The organism is Stenotrophomonas sp. YAU14D1_LEIMI4_1 (genome assembly GCF_003086815.1).
Taxonomy (GTDB): Bacteria; Pseudomonadota; Gammaproteobacteria; order Xanthomonadales; family Xanthomonadaceae; genus Stenotrophomonas.
On record NZ_CP025997.1, the window covers coordinates 367,874 to 385,000 of the forward strand.

The 17,127-nt window shown below is 69.2% G+C and carries 15 protein-coding genes (1 of these 15 running past the window's edge); 6 read left to right on the forward strand and 9 right to left on the reverse strand.

Going from position 1 to position 17,127, the window contains the following annotated elements:
* Window positions 1-21 precede the first annotated feature (21 nt).
* The 3 genes from argS to C1932_RS01660 all read right to left on the reverse strand — a co-directional run bounded on the left by argS (window position 22) and on the right by C1932_RS01660 (window position 3,214).
* A complete protein-coding gene (argS, locus tag C1932_RS01650) occupies window positions 22-1,710 on the reverse strand; it encodes an arginine--tRNA ligase (protein ID WP_108761007.1) in 1,689 nt (562 codons plus the stop codon).
* A 103-nt stretch (window positions 1,711-1,813) separates the two neighbouring features.
* Window positions 1,814-2,518, reverse strand: a complete 705-nt coding sequence (gene radC, locus C1932_RS01655) for a DNA repair protein RadC (protein WP_108761008.1) — start codon at window positions 2,516-2,518, stop codon at window positions 1,814-1,816.
* Window positions 2,519-2,587: 69 nt separating this feature from the next.
* Complete coding sequence (locus C1932_RS01660; RefSeq protein ID WP_108763317.1) at window positions 2,588-3,214, reverse strand: response regulator transcription factor; 627 nt, start codon at window positions 3,212-3,214, stop codon at window positions 2,588-2,590.
* 226 nt (window positions 3,215-3,440) lie between these two features.
* Here C1932_RS01660 and coaBC point away from each other — a divergent pair, with 226 nt between their 5' ends.
* The 3 genes from coaBC to C1932_RS01675 are packed head-to-tail and all read left to right on the forward strand — an operon-like array spanning window position 3,441 to window position 7,528.
* Window positions 3,441-4,703, forward strand: coding sequence for a bifunctional phosphopantothenoylcysteine decarboxylase/phosphopantothenate--cysteine ligase CoaBC (gene coaBC, locus C1932_RS01665; RefSeq protein WP_108761009.1), 1,263 nt, complete (start codon window positions 3,441-3,443; stop codon window positions 4,701-4,703).
* Complete coding sequence (gene dut, locus C1932_RS01670; RefSeq protein WP_108748215.1) at window positions 4,700-5,173, forward strand: dUTP diphosphatase; 474 nt, start codon at window positions 4,700-4,702, stop codon at window positions 5,171-5,173. The genes coaBC and dut overlap by 4 nt, the downstream gene beginning before the upstream one ends.
* 12 nt (window positions 5,174-5,185) lie before the next feature.
* Entirely contained in the window at window positions 5,186-7,528 is a 2,343-nt protein-coding gene (locus C1932_RS01675) for a phosphomannomutase/phosphoglucomutase (protein ID WP_108761010.1), read from the forward strand.
* Window positions 7,529-7,601: 73 nt separating this feature from the next.
* Here the strand turns inward: C1932_RS01675 and C1932_RS01680 are convergent, their stop codons facing one another.
* From C1932_RS01680 to pyrE, 4 genes are read right to left on the reverse strand one after another with little or no spacing between them, the layout of a single operon-like run.
* Entirely contained in the window at window positions 7,602-8,306 is a 705-nt protein-coding gene (locus C1932_RS01680; protein WP_199911996.1) for a response regulator transcription factor, read from the reverse strand.
* Window positions 8,296-10,965, reverse strand: coding sequence for a sensor histidine kinase KdpD (locus C1932_RS01685; protein WP_108761011.1), 2,670 nt, complete (start codon window positions 10,963-10,965; stop codon window positions 8,296-8,298). Before C1932_RS01685 ends, C1932_RS01680 begins: the two co-directional genes overlap by 11 nt.
* Before the next feature lie 41 nt (window positions 10,966-11,006).
* Window positions 11,007-11,654, reverse strand: a complete 648-nt coding sequence (locus tag C1932_RS01690; protein WP_108748218.1) for a hypothetical protein — start codon at window positions 11,652-11,654, stop codon at window positions 11,007-11,009.
* Window positions 11,655-11,670: 16 nt separating this feature from the next.
* The gene (gene pyrE / locus C1932_RS01695) at window positions 11,671-12,330 is read right to left on the reverse strand and encodes an orotate phosphoribosyltransferase (RefSeq protein ID WP_108755187.1); all 660 of its coding nucleotides are present in this window, start codon (window positions 12,328-12,330) and stop codon (window positions 11,671-11,673) included.
* Between the two features lie 163 nt (window positions 12,331-12,493).
* Here pyrE and C1932_RS01700 point away from each other — a divergent pair, with 163 nt between their 5' ends.
* The 3 genes from C1932_RS01700 (at window position 12,494) to C1932_RS01710 (ending at window position 14,901) form a co-directional block, all read left to right on the forward strand.
* Window positions 12,494-13,294 (forward strand): exodeoxyribonuclease III, encoded by an 801-nt coding sequence (locus C1932_RS01700; protein WP_108761012.1) that lies wholly within the window; start codon window positions 12,494-12,496, stop codon window positions 13,292-13,294.
* Entirely contained in the window at window positions 13,291-14,595 is a 1,305-nt protein-coding gene (locus C1932_RS01705; protein WP_108748221.1) for an MFS transporter, read from the forward strand. The genes C1932_RS01700 and C1932_RS01705 overlap by 4 nt, the downstream gene beginning before the upstream one ends.
* 75 nt (window positions 14,596-14,670) lie before the next feature.
* On the forward strand, window positions 14,671-14,901 hold the full coding sequence (locus C1932_RS01710) for a hypothetical protein (RefSeq protein ID WP_108761013.1): 231 nt from the start codon (window positions 14,671-14,673) through the stop codon (window positions 14,899-14,901).
* 53 nt (window positions 14,902-14,954) lie between these two features.
* Here C1932_RS01710 and C1932_RS01715 read toward each other — a convergent pair whose 3' ends face one another.
* Both C1932_RS01715 and C1932_RS01720 read right to left on the reverse strand, forming a co-directional pair.
* Complete coding sequence (locus C1932_RS01715) at window positions 14,955-16,082, reverse strand: anhydro-N-acetylmuramic acid kinase (RefSeq protein ID WP_108763318.1); 1,128 nt, start codon at window positions 16,080-16,082, stop codon at window positions 14,955-14,957.
* Window positions 16,083-16,147: 65 nt separating this feature from the next.
* A protein-coding gene (locus C1932_RS01720; protein WP_108761014.1) for a peptidoglycan DD-metalloendopeptidase family protein crosses the window boundary here: on the reverse strand, window positions 16,148-17,127 show its 3' portion. 493 nt of this gene lie beyond the right edge of the window; 980 of the gene's 1,473 nt are visible here — the last part of the coding sequence; its start codon lies off the right edge, out of view; its stop codon occupies window positions 16,148-16,150.

Consider the following 17,127-nt stretch of genomic DNA (forward strand, 5'->3'; position numbering starts at 1 on the left):
GTCTACTGCTTCTCCGGGGAATTACATTTTTTCCGGGGCGCTGACGCCCAGGAGGTCGAGGCCGTTGGCCAGCACCTGCCGTGCCGCGTTGGCCAGGGCCAGGCGTGCATCCAGCTCGGACTGATCCAGTTCGAGGATCTTCTTGCTCTGATACCACGTGTGGAAGGCGTGTGCCAGTTCGCGCAGGTACTGCGCCACCAGGTGCGGTTCCATCAGCATGCCGGCCGATTCCACCACTTCCGGGTAGCGCGACATTTCCACCATCAGCCACAGCGAGGCTTCGTCGTCCAGCGTGGTCAGACCGGCCAGACCGGCGCTGGGCGAATGGGTGATGCCCTTTTCCTGGGCCTGGCGCAGCAGGCTGCACACGCGTGCATGCGCGTACTGCACGTAGAACACCGGGTTGTCGTTGCTCTGCTGGCGGGCCAGGTCGATGTCGAAGGTCAGCTGCGAATCGGGCTTGCGCGCGATCAGGAACCAACGGGTGGCATCACGGCCGGCTTCGTCGATCAGGTCGCGCAGGGTGAAGTAGCTGCCGGCACGCTTGGACAGCTTCACTTCTTCGCCGCCACGCATCACCGTCACCATCTGGTGCAGCACGTATTCGGGCCAGCCCTGCGGGATACCCACTTCCATGGCCTGCAGGCCGGCGCGCACGCGGGCGAGCGAACCGTGGTGGTCGGCACCCAGTTCGGTGATCGCGCGCTCGTAGCCACGCTGCCACTTGGACAGGTGGTAGGCCACGTCCGGCACGAAGTAGGTGAAGGTGCCGTCGGACTTGCGCATCACGCGGTCCTTGTCGTCACCGAAGTCGGTGCTGCGCAGCCACAGTGCGCCGCCTTCCTCGTAGGTGTGGCCCGAGGCCTGCAGCTTGGCTACTGCTTCGGCTACCTTGCCGTCGGCGTACAGCGAGCTTTCCAGGAAGTAGATGTCGAAATCCACGCCGAACGCGGCCAGATCCAGGTTCTGCTCGTTGCGCAGGTAGGCCACGGCGAAGCGACGGATGGCCTGCAGGTCGTCCGGGTCCTTGGCGCCGACCACGGTGGTGCCTTCCAGGTCCACGCTGGCGCCGGCCATGTAGGCACGGCCCACATCGGCAATGTATTCACCGCGGTAGCCGCCTTCGGGCCAACCGTCCTGGTCGGGAGCGATACCCTTCACGCGGGCCTGGGTGGACAGCGCCAGGTTTTCGATCTGCACGCCGGCGTCGTTGTAGTAGAACTCGCGCTTGGCGTTCCAGCCGTTGGCATCCAGCACGCGGGCAATGCAGTCGCCGATGGCCGCCGCGCGGCCGTGGCCGACATGCAGCGGGCCGGTCGGGTTGGCCGACACATACTCCACGCCCACCGTGCGGCCATTGCCGGACAGGTTGCGGCCGTAGTCGTGGGCTTCCTTCAGCACCAGCGCGGCTTCGCGCTGGTAGGCGGCCGGGGCCAGGTGGAAATTGATGAAGCCCGGGCCGGCGATCTCGACCTTGCTGACGTCCTCGCTGCGCGGCAGTGCGTCCACGAGCGCCTGCGCCACGGCACGCGGGTTGCTGCGCGCGGCCTTGGCCAGCAGCATGGCGGCGTTGGTGGCGAAGTCGCCATGCTCGCGGGTCTTCGGGCGTTCGACCACGAAGTCCGGCGTCAGGGTGTCGGCGGGCAGGGTGCCATTGGCGCGCAAGGCTTCGATGCCTTGGTTGATCAGGGCGCGGAGGAGATTTTTCACGAGGCCTGCTGTGAGAATGAGCGGCGGAATCGCCCATTTTAGCGCAGATACCGGTCAACCCGCTGACCGGGCGCCTGCGGCCGGGGCCCGCCCCGTGGCCGGTTCAGCCGGGCAGGCGCGCGCCCACCTTCGGCAGCAGACCCCGTTCAGCAAACGACACCGGGCGCCCTTCGCCTACGACGAAGTGGTCCAGCAGGCGCACATCCACCATGGCCAGGGCCTGCTGCAGCTCGCGGGTGATGCGGGTATCGGCGGCCGACGGTTCAGGATCGCCGGAAGGGTGGTTGTGGCTGAGGATGACCGCGGCGGCGTTGTGCAGCAGGGCCCGGCGCACCACTTCGCGCGGGTAGACCGGGGCGGCGTTGATCGTGCCGTGGAACAGCTCCTCGCAGGCCAGCAGGCGGTGGCGGTTGTCCAGGAACAGGGCCATGAAGATTTCCCGGGGCTGGCCGCGCAGCCGGTGCTGCAGGTAGCGGCCCACGGCGCTGGGGTTTTCGCCCACGCAGTCGCCCTGCTGCAGCTCGGCGGCCAGGTAGCGCTGGGCCAGCTCCAGACCCGCGGCCAGGGTACAACTGCGCGCCGGGCCCAGCCCGGGCAGGCGGGTCAGTTCGGCGGGTGGGCGGTCCAGCAGCACCCGTAACGGGCCGTGGGCCTGCAGCAGATCGCGCGCGGTCTGCACGGCGTCGCGCCCGCCGAAGCCCGAGCCCAGGAACAGGGCGAGCAGTTCGGCATCGGACAGTGCGGCCGGGCCGCGGGCCAGCAGCTTCTCGCGGGGGCGTTCGTTTTCGGGCCAGTCGAGGATGGTCATGGCCCATCGTGACCGCCCGCGATCGTCGCAGGCATCGGCGCTTGCCGCGCCCTGCGGTGGGGCAAGCCCTCAATCGCGCTGGCGCTTCAGGTACTCGTACAGTTCCTGGTTGCTGTGCAGGCCCAGCTTGCGCTTGGCTTCGGCCTTCTGCCGGCTGATGGTCTTGGCGCTGCGGCCGCTGTGGTCGGCGATCGCGTTCACGCTCAGACCCTCGGCCAGCAGCTGCATCACTTCCTGTTCGCGCGCCGACAGCGGCGAGGGCTCGCGCTGGAACATCAGGTCGCGTGACTGCAGGTGCCGGCGGAGCTGCTGGGAAACGAACACCTGCCCGCCCATGGCCGCATGCAGCGCCTGCGGCAGCTCGGCGAAATCGGCGGCCTTGTCGACCAGGCCATGCACGCCATCACGCAGCAGCCCATCCAGCAGGCCGGGATGGCGCGCGCCGGTCAGCACCACCACGGGCAGCTGTGGGTGCCGTTCGCGCAGGGTCGCCACCAGTTCCGGGCCATCCGGACCGGGGCCGGGCATGGCCAGGTCGGTCAGCACCGCATGGCAGCGGCGCTCGTCCACCAGGCGCAGCAGGCCGGCGCCATCGCAGGCGGCACCGGCGACATCCAGACGGTGGCGTTCGAGCACGATGCGTATGCCGTGCAGGACCACCGGGTGGTCGTCGGCAATGATGATGCGCGGGTGCACGGCATGCTCCTGGGAAAACAGACGGCACACGCGGCGTGGCCACCTATGATTCTGCAAACAGCGCGGCCGCACAGGTATAGGAAAGTTCCGAATCGAACAATGGTCCATGCGGAACTTCATGTGGTCATAACCCTATGTGCTGATAGCGGCCCGCTATGTGCGCCATGCACCGGGACGCCACCGCCCTTCGGGTAAGCTAGCGCCCTCGTTTGCACAGGAATTCCAGGTGGCTGATTCTCCCAACGCCTCCCCCGCGCCGGCCCGCGCGCTGGCGGGCCAGAAACTGCTGTTGTGCGTGGGCGGTGGCATCGCTGCGTACAAGGCCCTGGAACTGGTGCGGCGCCTGCGTGATGCCGGCGCCCTGGTGCAGGTGGCCATGACCGCCGGTGCGCAGCAGTTCGTCACCCCGCTCAGCTTCCAGGCGCTGTCCGGCCAGCCGACCCGCACCACGCTGTGGGACAGCGCGGCCGAGCAGGCCATGGGCCATATCGAACTGGCGCGCTGGGCCGACCGTATCGTGGTCGCCCCCGGCACCGCCGATCTGCTTGCCCGCCTGGCCCACGGCCACGCCGACGACCTGGTCAGCACGCTGTGCCTGGCCAGCACCGCGCCGCTGACCGTGTGCCCGGCCATGAACCACCGCATGTGGCTGCACCCGGCCACCCAGGCCAACATCGCCCTGCTGCGCCAGCGCGGTGCGCAGGTGATCGGCCCGGTGGATGGCCCGCTGGCCGAAGGCGAATCGGGCCCCGGCCGGCTGGCCGAACCGGGCGACATCGTGGCCGCGCTGGCCGCCGTGGGTGCTCCGCCGGTGGCCGAGGCCGCGCCGGAAACCCGCGCGCTGCAGGGCCTGCGCCTGCTCATCAGTGCCGGCCCGACCTATGAAGACATCGACCCGGTGCGCTATGTCGGCAACCGCAGCAGCGGCAAGATGGGCTTCGCCCTGGCCGCAGCGGCCGCCACGATGGGCGCGCAGGTGGTGCTGGTCAGCGGGCCGGTGCAGCTGCCCACGCCGGCCGGCGTGCAGCGCGTGGATGTGCGCTCGGCCGCGCAGATGCGCCAGGCCGTGCTGGACGCGTTGCCGGCAGACATCTACATCGGTGCCGCCGCCGTGTCCGACTACACCCCGCGCCAGGTGGCCGCGCAGAAGCTGAAGAAGACCGCCGACAGCCAGTCGCTGGTGATCGAGCTGGTGCGCACCCCGGACATCCTGGCCGAGGTGGCCGCGCAGACCCAGGCCCTGAAGCTGGTGGTCGGCTTCGCTGCCGAAACCCACGATGTGGAGAAGTACGCGCGCGGCAAGCTGGTCGACAAGCGGCTGGACCTGGTGATCGCCAATCAGGTGGGCATCAGCGGCGGCGGCTTCGAAAGTGACAACAATGCGGCCACCGCCTTCTGGCAGGACGGCGAACAGGTATTCCCGGCCACCAGCAAGCGCGAACTGGCCGAACAACTGCTGGCGCTGATCGCGCGGAGGCTTACGGCATGACCCAGACGTTTTCCCCGCAGCCGCTGCAGGTGAAGCTGCTCGACCCGCGTTTCGGTGACAGCTGGCCGCTGCCGGCCTACGCCACCGAAGCCAGCGCCGGCATGGACCTGCGCGCGGCGCTGGAAACCGCATTGACCCTGCAGCCCGGCGATACCGCGCTGGTGCCCAGCGGCCTGGCCATCCACATCGCCGATCCCGGCCTGTGCGCGGTCATCCTGCCCCGCTCGGGCCTGGGCCACCGCCACGGCATCGTGCTGGGCAACGGCACCGGCCTGATCGATGCCGATTACCAGGGCCCGCTGCTGATCAGCGTCTGGAACCGCGGCCGCGAAGCCTTCACTATCGAACCGGGCGATCGCATCGCCCAGCTGGTCGTCGTTCCGATTGCCCGCGTCAGCCTGCAGGTGGTGGATACTTTCACCGACAGCGTGCGGGGAACGGGTGGATTCGGCCATACCGGGGTGCGTTGACGGGGGAGATCAATGAGCGGCAACGGGGAAGCGAAGCAGGCGAAGTCGTTGGGTCGGGGGGCACCGCTGCTGGGTGTGCTGCTGGTACTGCTGGCCGGGTGGTTCGGCTGGAGCGCGGTGCAGCAGTGGCGACAGGCGGCCAACGGCGAGGCACTGGAAGCAGCTCGCGACCAGGCCGTGCAAGGGCTTCAGCAGGCCGCTGCCGGCCAGTTGCAGCAGTTGCAGAAGCATCTGCAGAGCGATCGCGTGCAGCAGGCGCTGCGTGCCGGCGATGCCGCCGCCGCGGCTCTGGCCCTGCGTGAAAGCTGGACCGGCGTGGAGCAGGTGGACGTGCTCGGCGCCGACCTTGCCGCCGCCTATGCCGACATGCCGGCGTTCGGTTACTCGCGGCTGGCCCTGCTGGAATCGGCGCTGGCCGACGGCAAGCCGGCCCTGCGCGTGGTGCGCGATGCGGGCGGCAACCGCCTGGGCCTGGCCGCCGCCGTCGAGCTGGGCAGCGCCGGCCCGGCCGTGGCCTATGTGCGCCAGCCGCTGCTGCGCCTGACCGCGCCGCTGGACCAGGTGCGTACCCCCGCCGACGGCTTCCTGGCCCTGCGCCAGGGCGGCCATGACATCGTGGCGCAGGGCGATGCCGGCCTGCGCGAGAGCGCCGAAGCGCTGGCGCGCCCGGTGGCCGGTACCCCCCTGCGGTTGGCCGCGGCGGTGCCCAACATCGAGGCCGGCCCACTGGGCCTGGGCGCGCTGGGCAGCGCCATCGTCGCGCTGCTGCTGTTGTTCATCGCCGTATTGCTGGTGGTCGGTCGCAACCGCCTGCCGAAGTCGCTGCCGCTGCGCCGCACCGCCGCCAGCGAGGGCGACCAGGGCCCGACCCTGCGCGAGAGCCTGCAGATGTCCACCCCGCCGCCGTTGCTGGCCAGCGGCGATGAAGGTGACGCCGTCGCGCCGCCGCCGGTCCCGCCGGTGGCGCTGGCCCCGGGCATCTTCCGCGCCTACGACATCCGTGGCGTGGTCGGCAGCGAACTGAACCCGAAGACCGCGGCCCTGATCGGCCAGGCCATCGGTACCGTGGCGCTGGAACAGGGCCTGCGCGAGGTGGTGATCGGCCGGGATGGGCGCCTGTCCGGCCCGGAACTGGCCGCCGCCCTGGCCGAGGGCCTGCGCCGCGCCGGCTGCTCGGTCATCGATATCGGCCTGGCCGCCACGCCAGTGGTCTACTTCGCCGCCTTCCACCTGCGCACCGGTACCTGCGTGGCCGTGACCGGCAGCCACAACCCGCCCGAGTACAACGGCTTCAAGATCGTCATCGGCGGTGAAACCCTGTCCGGCGATGCGATCACCGACCTCTGCCAGCGCATCAGCGAAGGCCGCCTGCAGCAGGCCGCCACCCCGGGCGACTACCAGCAGCGCGACGTTGCGGCCGACTACATCCAGCGCATCGCCGACGACGTGCAGCTGGACCGCCCGCTGAAGGTCGTCGCCGATGCCGGCAACGGCGTGGCCGGTGCGTTCGCCCCGCAGTTGCTGGAAGCCATCGGCGCCGAGGTCATTCCGCTGTACTGCGATGTCGATGGCACCTTCCCCAACCATCATCCCGATCCGAGCGAACCGGCCAACCTGGAAGACCTGGTGCAGACGGTCAAGCGCTTCGGTGCCGACCTGGGCGTGGCCTTCGATGGCGATGGCGACCGCCTGGGCGTGGTCACCGGCGAAGGGCGCATCATCTACGCCGACCGCCTGCTGATGCTGTTTGCCGCCGATGTGCTGATGCGCAACCCCGGCGCGATGGTCATCTACGACGTGAAATGCACCGGCAAGCTGTCCGATCACGTGCTGCGCAATGGCGGCAGCCCGTTGATGTGGAAAACCGGGCATTCGCTGATGAAGGCCAAGATGCGCGAGACCGACGCCGAACTGGCCGGCGAGATGAGCGGCCACTTCTTCTTCAAGGAACGCTGGTTCGGTTTCGACGATGGCCTGTACGCCGCCGCGCGCCTGCTGGAAATCCTGGCCCAGCGCGAGGAAACCCCGGACGAAGTGCTGGCCGAGCTGCCCGAGACCGTGGCCACGCCGGAACTGAAGGTGCCGGTGGCCGATGGCACGCCGCACGCACTGGTGGCGATGCTGGTCGATGCGGCACAGTCGGCGGAGTCGCCGTATACGGGCGGGCGCCTGTCGACCATCGATGGCCTGCGCGTGGACTTCCCCGACGGCTGGGGCCTGGTACGGGCATCCAACACCACCCCGGTGCTGGTGCTGCGCTTTGAAGGCAACGATGAAGCCGCCCTGGAGCGCATCCAGGCGCTGTTCCGCAGCCAGCTGCAGACGGTACTGGGCGACACCCCGCTGGGGTTCTGACCGAACCTGGGGACCGGCCCATCCACGCATGGCGTGGATCTACCTGGTAGGTGCCGACCTTGGTCGGCACGCTTCACCCCTTGAACCTCAGCCCCACGCCCGGTTCGGTGAACAGGTAACGCGAATCCAGCGCCGAATCGCCCAGCTTGTGCCGCAGCTTGCCCACCAGGATGCGCAGGTAGTGGGTGTCGTGCTGGTGCGTCGGCCCCCAGATCTCCTGCAGGATCTGCGGCTGGGTCACCACCCGCCCGGCGTTGCGCAGCAGCAGTGACAGCAGTGCGTACTCCTTGCGGGTCAAGGCCACCGGCTCGCCGTCCAGCGCCACTTCGCGGCGCACCAGGTCCACATGCAGGTGGCCATCGTCGAACACGGGCGGCGCGCCATCGCTGGGCACGCTGCGCGTGCGCAGCAGCGCGCGGACCCGCGCCATCAGTTCCTGGGTGCCGAACGGCTTGGTCACGTAGTCGTTGGCGCCGTTGTCCAGCGCCCGCACCTTCTCGGCCTCGCCGGCGCGCACGGTCAGCATGATCACCGGCACCTGGCTCCACTGCCGCAGCTGCTGCAGCACCTCGTGCCCTTCCATGTCCGGCAGGCCGATATCCAGGATCACCAGGTCCATGTCCTCGCTGGCCGCCAGTTGCAGGCCTTCCTCGCCACTGGCGGCCTGACGCACCTGATAGCCCTGCGCACGCAGGCTGATGTCCAGGAAACGGCGGATCTGGGTTTCATCGTCGATCACCAGCACGCGTGCGGCCGGCACGCTGGCGTCAGTCGGCATCGGGCTCATCGTGGTCAGCAGGTCTCAGCAAGGGCAGGGTGATGCGGATCAGGGTACCGCGGCCGTCGCGCCCGGGCAGCGCCTGCACGCTGCCGCCGTGGGCGCCGATCATGCCTTGGCAGATGGTCAGGCCCAGGCCGGTGCCATGGCGGCCGCGGTCGCCGCGTTCCACGCTGTAGAACATGTCGAAGATGCGCGCGCGTTCGTCATCGGGAATGCCCGGGCCGGCATCGATCACATCGATCTGCAGCTGGCCGTCGGCCAACCGTGCCTGCACCTGCACGGCGGCGCCGGGGGGCGAGAACTTCGCCGCGTTCTCCATCACGTTGAACACGGCCTGTTCCACCAGCGCCGGGTGTACCCAGATCGGCGCCAGCGTGGCCGGGATGTCCAGCTCCAGGCGCACCTGCGGCTGATACCGCTGCAGGCGCCGTGCCGCCGAACCGACCAGCTCGTCCACGCCGATCCAGTCGCGGTTGATCTGCAGCCCTTCATGGCCCAGGCGGGTCATGTCCAGCAGGTTCTGGATGTAGCGGTCCAGCCGTTCGCCCTCCACCTGGATGGTGTCCAGCAGGGCACGCCGGTCGGTGCCGTCCATCGCATCGCCATAGCTGGCCAAGCTGTCGGCCGAGCCGATCATCGCCGCCAGCGGCGAGCGCAGGTCGTGCGATACCGAAGACAGCAGGGCAGAGCGCAGGCGTTCGGTCTCGTTGCTCACGTGGGCCTGTTCCAGCTCGGCCACCAGGCGCGTGCGCAGCACGGCCTGGGCGATGTCATCCACCATGGCTTCGGCCAGTTGCCGCTGCTCGGGCAACAGCCGGGCGTCGGGCAGGTACAGGCCGGCCACGCCAAGGGCGCGGGCATCGCCATCCAGCAGCGGCAGGAACCACCACTGCGCACCGGCCAGCGTATCGGTGAAGCGTCCACCGGGCTGGCCGTGGCGCTGCGCCCAGTCGGCCGCCGCCAGGTCGGTGTCGCCGGGCAGCACGCGGCCGCCGGTGGCCGTGTCGCTGCCGATGCGCAGCCATGCCGGCACATCCAGGGCCTGCTGCAGGGCCTGGCGCCCGGCCTGCGCCACCTCGCCCGGCCCGGCCGCGCAGGCCAGCTGCCGGCCCAGCTGCTGGCGCGCGCGCGCATGGCGGTTGGCCGCGCGCAGGGCAATCACCTGCATGCGCAGCCGCGATGCCAGGCGCCCGGCCACCAGCGCTGCGGCCAGGAACAGGAAGACGGTGATCACCCCTTGCCGCGCGCTGATGGCGAAGGTGAAGCGCGGCGCGATGAACAGGAAGTTGTAGGCCAGGAAGCACAGGATCGCGGCCATTGCGGCCACGCTGGCGCGGGTACGCGCGGCCACCAGCACCACCGCCACGATGAACACCATCGACAGGTCGGCCATGCCCACCCAGCGTTCGCCCAGCCACGCCACCGCGCAGGCCAGCGCGGTGGCAACCAGCGCCTGCACCGGCTCGTAGCTGATGCCGCGCATCGGCGGCAGCAGGCCTTCGCGGCGCGAACGGGCGCGGGCCTGCGGCGTGCTGATGATGGTGATCTCGTAATGCGCCCCGCGCTGGATCAGCTGTTGGGTCAGGGTGCGGTTGAACATGCGGGCCAAGGGACGTTCGCGGGTACGGCCCAGCACCAGCGTCGAAATGCCATTGTGCGCGGCATGGTCCAGCAGGGCATCGGCAATGCTGGACCCGTGCAGCAGCTCGGCCTCGCCACCCAGGCGCCGTGCCAGCGCGAATGCCGCATCGATCTCGCGGCGGGTGGCATCGTCCTGGCGCCGGCCCTGCACGGTCACCACCGTCCACGGTGCGTCGCGGCGTTCGGCAATGCGCCGCGCCACCCGCACCAGGTATTCGCTCTGGCCACCGCCATCAATGGCCACCAGCACGCCGCGGCGCAACGGCAGGTTCACCTCGCCACGCGCGGCCCGGGTCTCGCGCAGGCTGCTGTCCACGCGGTCGGCGGCTTCCTGCATGGCCAGTTCGCGCAGCGCGGTCAAGTTGGCCGGTGAAAAGAACGCCTGCAGTGCCTGCGCGGCCTGCTCGGGTACGTACACCTTGCCCTGCTGCAGGCGCGCGATCAGTTCGCGCGGCGGCAGGTCCACCAGCACGATGTCGTGCAGGCGGTCCAGCACCACGTCGGGCACGGTCTCGCTCACCCGCACACCGGTGATCCGCATCACCACATCGTTCAGGCTTTCCAGGTGCTGGATGTTCACCGTGGTCCAGACGTCGATGCCGGCATCCAGCAGTTCCATCACATCCTGCCAGCGCCGTTCGTGGCGGCTGCCGGGCACGTTGCGATGCGCCAGTTCATCCACCAGCGCCAGCGCCGGCCGGCGTGCCAGCAGCGCATCCAGGTCCATCTCGTGCAAGGCGTGGCCGCGGTAGTCCACGTCCTTCAGCGGCAGCTGCGGCAGGCCGTCCAGCAGGGCCTGGGTTTCGGCGCGGCCGTGGGTTTCCACCAGCCCCACCACCAGGTCCACGCCACGGCGGCGCTGTTCCTGTGCACGGGCCAGCATGGCGTAGGTCTTGCCCACGCCCGGCGCTGCGCCGAGGAAAACGGTCAGCTTTCCGCCGGCTTCGCGCTGCAGGCCGTGCACCAGCGCATCGGCCTGGCGGGTACGCGCATCAGGGGTTCGGGCCGCTGTCATGGTCACCGCTGGGCGCGCGGCCGTCGGGGCCGCCACGCGCTTCAGCCTGCGGGCGCCAGCCCTTTCAGTTCACGGTAGCGCTGCAGGGTGGTTTCGATCTCGGCCTTCAGTGCCACCTGCTGCTGTTCGAAACTGGCCTGCAGGCGCTGCTGCGAGCGCAGCTGCGCATGCCGCTGGCGGATCAGGTCGGCCTGCTTGTCAGCCACCGCAGCGCCGGCCAGTTCGCGATCACCGGCCGCGCCCAACAGCGCCACAAGCGAATCACGCAGGCTGGCCACGTTGTAGCGGGCGGTCTTCAGGTTGTTGTCCAGCACTTCCTGGCGTTCGCTGAACACGCGCCGCAGCGCGTCTTCGTCGGAATAGGTCACCAGCATGGCCTGCTCGGTGCGCTGGCGGGTCAGCTCGGCCATCTTGTCCAGCTGGGTCTGCGCCGCCGCCGTGGACGCGGCGGCACGTTCCTCATCGTTCAACGCGCGCTCGACCTGGGCATTGCGCAGGCCGCTGTTCACGTTGAATTCCTCGCGCGCGTTGTTCACCGCGTCGGCCGGCAGCGCATCGCTGCAGATCCGTTCCTTGCCCTGGTTCCAGCAGTACAGCTTCTTTTCCGCCTTGCCGCTGGACTGCGCCAGGGCGGTGGCCGGAACCGCCAGCAGCAGGCTGGCGGCAACAATGGCAGGAACTCGGAACATGCGACCTTCCCCTGGGTCAGCGTGCGGAGCGGACGCCGTACTGGGCCCGATAGGCTTCCAGCGGCTGCCGGTAGCCCACAAGTTCCGGGTTTCCGGAGGCGAAATCAAGCAGATCGGCCAGGGTGGCCACGGCGATCACCGGAATGCCGGCTTCTTCGGCCACGGCCTGTGCGGCCGAACGGTGGTCGCTTTCCGAGGCGATCTCCTGGCGGTCCAGGGCCACCACGATGCCGGCCGGGGTGCCACCGGCGGCGCGGATGATGGCCATGGCTTCGCGGATCGCGGTGCCGGCGGTAATCACATCGTCCACGATCAGCACGCGCTTGCCGGTCAGGTCGGCGCCGATCAGCTGACCGCCTTCACCGTGGTCCTTCACTTCCTTGCGGTTGAACGACAGCGGCAGGTCGCGGCCGCGCTGGGCCAGTTCGCAGGCCATCGCGGTGGCCAGCGGAATGCCCTTGTAGGCCGGGCCGAAGACCACGTCGTACTTGATCCCGCTGGCGTCGATGGCATCGGCGTAGCAGGCGCCCAGCTGGGCCAGCAGCGAACCGGAATCGAACCGGCCGGCATTGAAGAAATAGGGGCTCAGGCGGCCGGACTTCAGGGTGAACTGGCCGAAGCGCAGGGCGTCGGCGGTCAGGGCCAGCTGCAGGAAACGGTGGCGATGGTCGCTCATCAAAACTCTGTTCATCATCATTTGGAGCATAAATCCTAATCCAGCTGGGCCTTTCGCGCTCGTCCGGTCCGCCGTGAAGGCCCGCCCGGGGCGCGCCGGCGGACTGCGCAGCCCCATGGGCAACCGGTATGCTTGCCCGGTTTCCCGCCGTAGGTTCTTCTGCATGCGCATCATCAGCTTCAACGCCAATGGCATCCGCTCGGCCGCCACCAAGGGCTTCCTCGACTGGTTCCGCGCCCAGGACGCCGACGTTCTGTGCATCCAGGAAACCAAGGCGCAGGAGGACCAGCTGACTGACCCGATGTTCCGCCCCGATGGCCACCACTGCTTCTACCGCGATGCCATCACCAAGAGGGGCTACAGCGGCGTGGCCATCTACAGCAAGCGCGAGCCCGACCAGGTCATCACCTCGCTGGGCTGGGCCCCGTTCGACGACGAAGGCCGCTACATCGAGGCCCGCTTCGGCAATCTCAGCGTGGTCTCCTTCTATATTCCCTCCGGCAGTTCGGGCGACCTGCGCCAGGGCTTCAAGTTCGAAGTGATGGAGTGGCTGCGGCCGATCCTGGAAGAGTGGGCGCGCAGTGGCCGCGACTACGTGCTGTGTGGCGACTGGAACATCGTGCGTTCGGCGCTGGACATCAAGAACTGGAAATCCAACCAGAAGAATTCCGGCTGCCTGCCCGAAGAGCGCGACTGGCTGAATGCCCTGTGCGCCGACCACGGCCAGGCTACCGATGTCGCTTCCGGCCGCGGCTGGGCCGATGCCTACCGCCTGCTCAACCCCACCGGCGAGGATTACACCTGGTGGAGCAACCGCGGCGCGGCCCGGGCCAACAACGTCGGTTGGCGCATCGATTACCAGTTCATCACCCCGGGCCTGCGTGACCGCCTGCGCAGCTGCTCGATCTACCGCGACGAGCGCTTCTCCGACCACGCCCCGTTCACCGTGGACTACGACCTGTGACCGAGGCCGCTGCGGCGCCCAGCTACAAGGGTTGGGCCGGCATCAAGCGCGCCTTCGGCACGCCGTCGGCGCTGACCATGGCCCTGCTGGGCTTCGGCAGCGGCCTGCCGTTCCTGCTGATCGCCTCGCAGACCCTGTCCACCCGCCTGCGCGATGTCGGCCTGGATTTGGGCAGCATCGGCCTGATCAGCCTGGCCAGCTTCTTCTACCTGCTGAAGTTCGTGTGGGCGCCGCTGCTGGACCGGTACGCCTTCCCGCTGCTGGGCCGGCTCGGCCGTCGCCGCTCCTGGCTGCTGGTGTCGCAGGTAGCGGTGCTGGTCGGCCTGGTGGCGCTGGCCTTCGTGCGCCCCGAACAGGGCGTGTGGCCGCTGGTGGGCTGGGTGCTGGCCGCGTCCTTTGCCGGCGCCACTCAGGATTCGGTGGTCGATGCCTACCGCATCGAGATCGCCCCGCAGACCGCGCAGGCGGCCCTGGCGGCCACCTATACGCTGGGCTACCGCATCGGCCTGATCCTGGCCGGCGCCGGCGCGCTGTACCTGGCCCAGTTCGAAGGCTGGATCGTGGCCTACCTGGCCATGGCCGCGCTGATGCTGCTGCCGATCCTGGCCACCCTGTTCTGCCGCGAGCCCGATCGCCCGGCCAACGCGGTGCAGCGCCGCATCGACGTGGCCGAAGCCTTCGTACAGCCGATCACCAGCTTCTTCAGCCGCAACGGCATCGCCCTGGCCCTGGGGCTGCTGGCCTTCGTGGGTCTGTTCAAGTTCCCCGACCAGGTGATCGGGGTCATGGCCGGCCCGTTCTATCTGGATTCGGGCTTCGACAAGGCCGACATCGCCACCGTGTCCAAGCTGTTCGGTGTGTGGATGGGCATTGGCGGCGCCTTCCTCGGCGGTATCGCGGTGGCCGCGTTCGGTTTCCGGCGCATGCTGCTGGTCGCCGCGCTGGGCGTGGCCCTGTCCAACCTGGCCTTCCTGCTGATGGCGCACAACCCCGGCCAGCTGTGGGCGTTCTATGCCGCGCTCAGCGCCGACAACCTGTTCCAGGGCTTCGCCGGCACCGTGCTGGTGGCCTTCATGTCCTCGCTCACCGACCGCAATTTCACCGCTACGCAGTACGCGCTGCTGGTGTCGCTGGCCAACCTGCCGGGCAAGTTCGTCGGTGGCGTGTCTGGTTACATCGTCGAAGCCAGCTCATACAGCACCTTCTTCATGCTCAGCGCGGTCACCGTGGTGCCGACCCTGCTGCTGCTGGCCTGGCTGTGGCCGCGCATCCTGGATCGCGGGCCGCCGGCCGCCCCCTGATTGCCTGCAGGCCCCGGCTGCGGGATGATCGCTACGTGCGCCGGGGGGGCGGTGCCTTGCGAACGGGGAGTGAGCATGGCCGACATAGTGCTGCGCGACGTCGATCCGCTGCTGCTGGAACGTATCCGGCGGGTGGCGGTCGCGCGCGGCTGGACCCACGAACAGACCTGCCACGCGGTGCTGGAGCAGGGGCTGTTGAGCAGTGAACTGGAAGTGCGCTCGGGCTTTGGCGATCCCGAAGTGGATGCGCTGGCGGCGGCCATCGCCGCGCTGCAGGCCATGCCGGCCGGCCAGGGGTTCGATTAGCGTCCTTGTAGAGTCGAGCCATGTTCGACTGCCGTCGCCGGATGCCGCCGGCGTCACGCCAGGTGGATCGCTCCCAGGATCCGCGACCCCTGCGCCCCGGTCACCGCCGGCAGGTTGCCCGGCAACCCGTCCATCGTGCGCTGGGCCAGCCAGGCAAAGCCCATCGCTTCCACGTACTCCGGGTCCAGCCCATGCCGCGCGCTGGATTCAACCTGCACGCCCGGCAGGCGCGCCGCCAACCGCCGCATCAGCTGCGCGTTGTGTACACCGCCACCGCAGACCAGCACCCGCCGCGTGCCCGGCTGCTGTGCCAGCAGCGCATCGGCCACGGTCATCGCGGTCAGCTCCAACAGGGTGGCCTGAACATCGGCGGCACTGAACTGGCCCTCGCCCAAGTGCGCTTCAGCCCAGGCCAGGTGGAACTGTTCACGCCCGGTGCTCTTGGGCGGCGGCAGATCGAACCACGGTTCGGCCCGCCAGGCAGCCAGCAGGCTGTCATCCACCGCACCGCTGGCGGCAAACGCGCCATCGGCATCGAAGCTGCGGCCGGTATGGCGCTGGCACCACGCATCCATCAGTGCATTGGCCGGGCCGGTGTCGAAGCCGCGCACCGCCCCCTGCTGGGGAATCAGGGTCAGGTTGCCGATCCCGCCCAGGTTCAGCACCGCGCGGTCTTCATCGGCAGCGCCCAGCATGGCCAGGTGGAAGGCGGGCATCAGCGGTGCGCCATGGCCGCCGGCCGCCACGTCGCGGCGGCGGAAGTCGCACACGGTGGTGATGCCGGTCAGCTCGGCAATCCGGTTGCCATCGCCCAGCTGCACCGTGAAGGCCGGGTCGGCCAGCGGCCGGTGGCGCACGGTCTGCCCGTGCGAGCCGATCGCCCGCACCTGCGCGCGATCCACCCCAGCCTCGTCCAGCAGTTGGTTGGCCGCGGCGGCGAAGGCGATCGCGATCCGCGCATCCAGCTCGCCCAGCGCTTCCAGCGACTGCAGCGGACCGCCTTCGCCCAGCGCCACCAGCCGGGCACGCAGCACCGGTTCCCACCGGGCGGTCAGTCCATGTACGAAGTGGCAGCCGCCGGCAGCGGGGAACTGCACCAGGGCGGCGTCGATGCCATCGGCGCTGGTGCCCGACATCAGGCCAAGGTACAGGGGGGCGTTCGGGTCGGCGGCGGCGTTCATGGCGGGCATAAAAAAAGGACGTGGCAAGCTTGTGCTGCCACGTCCTTGTTCGTCAACGCAGGGGCTCAGCCGCGCTTGCGGGCCGGCGCCTTGGCGTCCTTGGCGCTGGCCACCTCGGTGGCATCGGCCTCGCGGCTGGCGGGGGCCGGGCTGGCCTCGGCATAGATCAGCTTCTCCATGCCCTGGATACGCGCCATGGCCGGTGCGGTCTGCGCGCGGAAAGCGACCAGTTCGGCACCCTTCAGCGGTTCCGGCGGCGGCATGGTCACCGTCAGCGGGTTGCGGTGCTGGCCATTCACGCGGAATTCGTAGTGCAGGTGCGGGCCGGTGGCCAGGCCGGTGGAGCCCACGTAGCCGATCACCGTGCCCTGGGCCACGCGCTGGCCGTTCTTGATGCCGGCAAAGCGCGACATGTGTCCGTACAGGGTGGTGTGGCCGCGGCCATGGTCCAGGATCACCACGTTGCCGTAGCCACGCTGCACGCCCACGAACTGCACGCGTGCATCACCGGCGGCCATGATCGGCGTACCGGTACGGGCGGCGTAGTCCACGCCCTTGTGCATGCGCATCTTGCCCAGCACCGGGTGCTTGCGCGCCCCGAAGGTCGAGCTCAGGCGCGCGAAGGGAATCGGCATGCGGATGAAGCTCTTCTTCAGCGAACGGCCGTTGAGGTCGTAGTACTCCGACTTGCCGTTGCGCTCGAAGCGGAAGCCCGAATAGGTCTTGCCGCCGGTGGTGAAGGTGGCCGCCAGGATCTTGCTGGTGTCGACCTTCTCGCCTTCGCGCCAGGTCTCGTCCATCACCACGCTGAAGCGGTCGCCCGGCTGCAGGTCCTTCGAGAAATCGATGTCGTACTTGAAGATGTCGTCGGTCATCGTCGCGATCGCCGACGGCGACAGCCCGGCACGGCGTGCCGCGGCATACAGCGAACTGGTGATCTCGCCACTGGTGACCACCGTGCGCGTGGACGTCTCGCGCTGGGTCACCTTTTCCTTGATGTCATTGCCGGCCAGGCTCAGCTCCACCCGGTGCTCGCCATCGCGGT